Origin of the sequence: Blautia sp. MSJ-9, assembly GCF_018919065.1 — a bacterium.
In the GTDB taxonomy this organism is placed as follows: Bacteria; Bacillota; Clostridia; order Lachnospirales; family Lachnospiraceae; genus Blautia_A.
On record NZ_JAHLQG010000024.1, the window covers coordinates 72,414 to 79,104 of the forward strand.

At 43.0% G+C, this 6,691-nt stretch carries 5 protein-coding genes; all 5 read right to left on the minus strand.

Annotated features, from left to right (window positions below; genetic code table 11):
• Positions 1-2: 2 nt before the first annotated feature.
• The 5 genes from glf to KQI87_RS06635 all read right to left on the minus strand — a co-directional run bounded on the left by glf (position 3) and on the right by KQI87_RS06635 (position 6,412).
• Positions 3-1,118 carry a UDP-galactopyranose mutase gene (gene glf, locus KQI87_RS06615; RefSeq protein ID WP_216459480.1) on the minus strand — a complete coding sequence of 372 codons (1,116 nt, stop codon included), beginning with the start codon at positions 1,116-1,118 and terminating at the stop codon, positions 3-5.
• Positions 1,119-1,360: 242 nt separating this feature from the next.
• Positions 1,361-2,899: a sodium/proline symporter PutP gene (gene putP, locus KQI87_RS06620; protein ID WP_216459482.1), complete on the minus strand. Its 1,539-nt coding sequence runs from the start codon at positions 2,897-2,899 to the stop codon at positions 1,361-1,363.
• A 283-nt stretch (positions 2,900-3,182) separates the two neighbouring features.
• On the minus strand, positions 3,183-3,758 hold the full coding sequence (locus KQI87_RS06625; protein WP_216459483.1) for a DUF5662 family protein: 576 nt from the start codon (positions 3,756-3,758) through the stop codon (positions 3,183-3,185).
• Positions 3,736-5,628 (minus strand): Type II secretory pathway, pullulanase PulA and related glycosidase, encoded by a 1,893-nt coding sequence (locus KQI87_RS06630; RefSeq protein WP_216459484.1) that lies wholly within the window; start codon positions 5,626-5,628, stop codon positions 3,736-3,738. Before KQI87_RS06630 ends, KQI87_RS06625 begins: the two co-directional genes overlap by 23 nt.
• Positions 5,629-5,653: 25 nt before the next feature.
• Positions 5,654-6,412 (minus strand): exodeoxyribonuclease III, encoded by a 759-nt coding sequence (locus tag KQI87_RS06635; RefSeq protein ID WP_216459485.1) that lies wholly within the window; start codon positions 6,410-6,412, stop codon positions 5,654-5,656.
• Positions 6,413-6,691: the final 279 nt, after the last annotated feature.

The window sequence follows — 6,691 nt, forward strand, 5'->3', positions numbered from 1 at the left end:
ACTTACGGTTCTTCATAGGTAAGTTCTGTCTCAGCAAGCGCCAGTGCTTCCTCAATTACCTGATCCATATCCATATAACGATACATACCAAGTCTTCCGCCGAAGATCACATTCTTCTCCTCTAATGCACGGCGTTCATATTTATCAAACAGTTCACTGTTCTTCGGATCATTTACCGGATAATACGGTTCTTTTCCCTTCTCCCATGCAGCCGGATACTCTCTGGTGATCACGGTCTTCGGCTGAGTACCGAATTCAAAATGCTTATGCTCGATAATTCTTGTATACGGAACTTCATAATCTGTATAGTTTACAACTGCATTTCCCTGATAGTTGCCCATATCCAGCACTTCTGTCTCAAATCTTAAGGATCTGTACTCCAGTTCTCCGTAACAATAGTCATAGAACTGATCGATCATACCTGTAAAGAGTACTTTATCAGCCTGCGCAGTCAGTTCCTCTCTGTTTGCAAAGAAATCAGTATTCAGGCATACCTGTACACCTTCGAGAAGTTTCTTTACAATACGTGTATAGCCACCCTTCGGGATTCCCTGATAAGGATCCTTAAAGTAGTTGTTATCATAAGTATAACGCAAAGGCAGTCTTTTTATGATAAATGCCGGCAGATCTTTGCACTCTCTGCCCCACTGTTTCCTTGTATATCCTTCTACCAGTTTCTCATATACATCCTGACCAACCAGTGCAAGTGCCTGCTCTTCCAGATTCTTCGGATGTGTGATGTGCATTCTTGCGATCTGTTCCTGGATTTTCGCCTTTGCTTCTGCCGGAGTACGTACTCCCCAGAGCTGGTGGAAAGTATTCATATTAAACGGCAGATTATATAATTCATCTTTATAAACCGCGATCGGTGAGTTTACGAAATGATTGAATTCCGCAAACTGGTTAATATAATCCCATACCTGTTTTCTGGAAGTATGGAAAATATGCGCACCATATCTGTGCACCTGAATTCCCTCTACTTCTTCTGTGTAAATATTTCCGCCGATGTGGTCTCTTTTGTCAATCACAAGGCATGTTTTTCCCCGTCTTGTAGCCTCATGTGCAAATACTGCTCCAAAAAGGCCTGCTCCAACTATCAGATAATCATATTTCTTCATGTCCGACACCTTCTTCTTATAAATTTTAAGAGAAACTACTCTCTTTCCCCTCGGGTCTTCCCTGATCCGAATCATGTAAATAATTTCATCTGCACGATTCATTCAAACGGATAAAATCATTCGCTTCGCTACTTGCTCATAACCAAATAACTGCTCCGCAATTTGATAAAAAAAGCAGTAACGCTTTTTTTGCGCTACTGCCATTATAACAAATTCATCCGAAAATGGATAGTCTTTCTATTCTATTTTCTTCCTGCAACCTCATCGAACACATCTGTGATCTCTTTGGACGGTGCCTTGGTAGCAAGACTGAAGATCACGATCATAACAAGACTGACCACAAATCCTACTGCCTGTGAATAAAGTCCTGTATAAGAACCAAGTGTCTGTCCCGAAATAAGCGGTATGTAATCCCAGATGATAACGGTAAGACCACCGGAAACAATACCTGCAACTGCACCTGCCAGATTTGTTCTTCTCCAGAACAGAGACATCACTACAGTCGGACCAAATGCTGAACCAAGGCCAGCCCATGCATTAGATACCAGTCCCATGATACTGCTGTTCGGATTCCATGCAATAACAAATGCAACAACAGAAACTGCAATAACAGTAAATCTGGCAACTGTCAGGATTTCTTTGGAATCCGCATCTTTCTTGATAAACTGATGATATAAATCCTCAGAAGCCGCAGAGGCAGTTACCAGAAGCTGTGAATCTGCAGTGGACATGATCGCCGCCAGAATACCACAGAGGAAAATACCTCCGACAAACGGCAGTGCCAGATCTGTGGAAAACAGTTTGTTGATCATCTCGATAAATACACTCTCTGCAGAAGATGCCCCCTCTTCTCCCAGTACAGCCGGAAGCAGATATGCACGTCCCACAATACCGATGAAACATGCTGCTGTCAGAGAAAGAATATCCCATACGATCGCGATCACACTGGATTTCTTTAACTCCTGCTCATTCTTTACAGCCATAAAACGGGTCAGGATATGAGGCATGCCGCAATATCCAAGTCCCCATGCAAGCTGAGAAAAGATTTCAATAAATGTATATGGACGTTCTCCATTCTCAAAAGGATTCAGGAAAGCTGCTGCTCCGCCTGGGGCACCACTCTGTGTCAGAAGATCAGTCAGGTTTCCGCTTAATGTAAAGTAAGCAACCAGCGGAACGATCAGAAGACCGATCAGCATCAGTGTTCCCTGTACAAAGTCTGTTACACATACAGCCATAAATCCACCCATGAATGTATAACAGAGGATAACTGCTGCTCCGATTGCCAGTGCGATATGATAATCAATCCCGAATACGGTATTGAAAAGCTTTCCGCCTGCTGCCAGTGCTGAAGCTGTATATACCAGGAAAAAGATCACGATCACAATAGAGGAAAGCAGTAACAGGATTCTCTTCTTATCCTGAAATCTGTTCTCGAAATATGCAGGGATCGTAAGGGAATTGTTCGCTGCGATCGTATATTTACGAAGTCTGTGTGAAATACAGACCCAGTTTAATACAGTTCCGATAAATAATCCTACTGCAATCCAGATCTGTCCGGTTCCCAGAGAATAAATCGCTCCCGGAAGTCCCATCAGAAGCCATCCACTCATATCTGATGCCTGTGCAGACAGAGCCGCTACCCATGCATTCAGTCCACGTCCGCCCAGGAAATAATCCTCTGAGCTGTTTGTTTTCTTCATATAGACCACACCGATGACTATCATAAATAACAGATAGACTACAAATGCGGACAATATGATCATTGTTGTACCACTCAAATTTACTCCTCCTTTTTATTCTTAAAATACACTCCGGATCTGCCCGGAGCATTTTCATATAACAGATATAAAAGAACTTTCCCTATTTCTGTTACATATTTACTTCGCAGAAATATGATACAGTTATTTTCTGCACGGCAAAAAAGTAACCGCGTACTTCTACTGTACCCGGTTACTTTACCACATTACCTTGTCATCACGCAAGTGTATTTCCCAAATTTTGGTATTTTTTTGCCTGAACTATATTTTTACACCAAAATCCGCTGTCCTGTCAATCAGAAATTTATCTGTTCCTGTTTTTTCTTAAGGCTCTGAATCTGGTTTTGTCTTTTTTCAGATAAACATTCTTAATATAAGAGATCAGAACTTCTTCTCCACGGTCATCCAGGATCCGCAGAAGCCCCTCCAGGTCTCTCTTTGTTTTGGGATGGATAAACCACAGTTTCTCCTTACCTTTCAGATAATACTGCAGCGGCTGATGCTGATCATATTTGTCTCCAAGATAATTTCTGGATGCACTGATCCTGTCCATTACCATCTCTGCGATATATTTCCTCGGCATCGGCACACCATTGATGATATGTTCATCACCAGGCACATAATCTACCCAATACTCAAAATGATGCTTATTTCTGCCTTTGTGATGAAGCCAGGATTTCGACAACCCTGTCTCCTCACGCTCTGCATTATTCGGGCTTCTGTCACCCTGATAATATTTACATCCTACAAGAAACTCCACAGGCGCATATTTTGACAGGTCATGAAGCAGTCCCTGTTTATATAAACCTGCCCGGAAGCAGTAATGCATAACAAGCAGCTTATGTCTGGTTATTGTCTTAAAGTGCAGCCACGGATGCATCTTCCTTCTCCTCCTCTACTGCCAGCAGTACCACAATGGTACGCGGTCCGATTTCCAGTTTCTTACTGTATTTCTCTTCACTTTCATCCAGAAATCCATTCTCTTTTACTGCACTGGTGTCGATTACTTTCTTCCAGTGCTTATGTCCCAGATTCGGCAGGGCAAACTCCCTGGTTTCCCAGTGGAAATTATACGCGATATAAACAGACTCATCCTCACTGCCGTCAGCTTTCTGTGCATAGGCACCATAATACATGATCCCCAGCAGTCTGGAAGTATTTTCTGCATTTAAATACCATGCCCGTTCTCCATGAAGGGAAACATCCGGCAGGCCTTTAGTCTTATAATCCACACCTCTCATCTCATCCGGCACATGAAGGATCGGATGCTCCCTGCGAAAAGCGATCGCCTGTTTTACAAACTGAAACATTTTCTCATTCTTCTTCAGACCTTTCCAGTCAATCCATCCTACCTGATTATCCTGACAGTAGGCATTATTGTTTCCATTCTGGGAATTACAGATCTCATCTCCACCGTAGATCATTGGAACACCCTGACCAAGCAGCACCATAAGAAATGCATTTCGCAGCTGACGTTCTCTCATCTGACGGATCTGTATCTTCCTGCTCGGGCCTTCCACACCGCAGTTCCAGGAATAATTGTAGCTGCTTCCATCCTGATTATTCTCCTGATTTGCCTCATTATGTCTGTAATTATAAGTTACCATATCATTCAGCGTAAATCCGTCCTGACATGCCATATAATTGATCACCGCATATGCACCTGGATTTCTTCTTGTCCTGTATGCAGCAGTGCCTACCATATCCTCATCACTCTTTAAGAAACAGCGCATATCCTGCAGAAATCCCGGATTATACTGTGCAATACACTTTCCTGCCGGATTCTTCTTTCTGATAATCTGATCTTCATTGAAGTCATGAAACATCAGCTTCGTATCGCTCAGAATTGCATCATGCATCAGCAGTCCTGTCGGAACGCCCTCTCCGAGAACATGGAATCCATCTACATGATAATAAAGTTTCCAGAACTGCAGTGCACGCAGTGTCACTACAGGATTGCTCTCTTTTGGAAAGTACATTTCCATAATACAGGCGATCCCTGCCTGATGAAGCTTTCTGATCAATGTCTTAAATTCCTTCTCCGGATCGTCTGTCGCACAGTAAGATCTCTTCGGTGCAAAATAATAGCCCGGTATATAACCCCAGAAATTCACACGGCCTTCTGTACGCTTCTCAGAAACCATCCCCGCTGCTGCCGGATCACTGGTGATACCACTCTCCATAAATTCATAAGCCGGCATCAGTTCAATTGTATTGATTCCCAGTTCCTTCCAGTACGGGATCATTTCTTCCAGTGCCTGGAATGTTCCCTTCACCCCTCTGATACTGCGGTTTACCTTTGTATAGCCTCTTACATGCAGTTTATAAAGAATCATCTCATGATAGGGAATCCGCGGATTTCTGTCATTTTCCCAGTCAAAAACCTCATTCTTCAAAAATCCACATCTTACTTTGTGAGGATCACTGTCTGCTGCCGCACCAAAACGCTCTCTTCCCATAATTCTGTATGCGCAGGGATCTGTATATACCCTTCCATCCACCATGAAATTATACTCATAATCCTCAGATCTGAAATCCGGAATGGATAATGCGTACATATTTCCTGTCCTCTCCTCTTCTGTGAAAGGAATCTCCGCAAAAGGTTTTCTTGCTCTCTTCTTATAGAGAACCAGAGATGCACTGCTGCCTTCCGGTACCTCTACTGCAAAATTGTATCCATTCGAAAGTTTATTTGCACCAGGTATCAGCGCCAGCCCCTTTTCTGTTTTCATCTTTCTGCGCTCAGCCATCTCTTTGTCTCCTCCATATTTTTAATCAGTCTAATGCAATCTGAAGTTCTACCGGACAGTGATCGGATCCCATGATATCAGAATGGATATCTGCACCCTCAAGTTTATCTTTCAGCTGCGGAGAAGTGATAAAATAGTCAATTCTCCATCCGGCATTCTTCTCTCTGGCCTTGAATCTGTAAGACCACCAGGAATATCTGCCTTCCACATCCGGGTAAAAGTAGCGGAAAGTATCGATAAATCCGCTCTCAAGCACTTTCGTAAAGCATGCACGTTCTTCATCTGTAAATCCGGCATTCTTACGGTTTGTTTTCGGATTCTTCAGATCGATCTCCTGATGTGCCACATTCATGTCACCGCAACAGATCACCGGCTTGTTCTCCTGCAATTTCAGCAGATATGCGAGGAAATCCTCCTCCCAGTGCATGCGGTATTCCAGTCTGCGCAGTTCACTCTGAGAGTTTGGTGTATATACAGTCACCAGATAAAAGTTCTCAAATTCCAGTGTGATCACACGGCCCTCTTTGTCATGCTCCTCAATTCCAATTCCGTAAGTCACAGACAATGGCTCTTTCTTTGTAAAAACAGCAGTTCCTGAATATCCGCGTCTGTTAGCATAATTCCAGTACTGGTAATATCCCGGAAGTTCCAGATCCACCTGTCCCTGCTGGCATTTCGTCTCCTGCAGGCAGAAAATATCCGCATCAAGGTCATTGAAACTCTCCACAAATCCTTTGCCAATGCAGGCACGGATTCCATTTACATTCCATGAGATTAATTTCATATAAAATGATCTCCTCTGTCTCTTCATCATTTCTGTCTGACGGCTTCTTCTGCAGTCAGACTCTTTTATCATTATAGCACGTTTTGGCTCTGTAAAAAACACCTTTTTCCATGTCCCAGTCCTTTCGTAATTCCTCAGGTACTGTTCACGCGCTGCTATTGTTACTGTTCAGAGGTATGCATAGGCCATTGTAAAAAATGACGAAATTTATATTTTTATTTCTGTGGAAATATTTCCAGGTCAGCAAAGTTATGTGGATAGCTTTGCTGACTCTTTCTT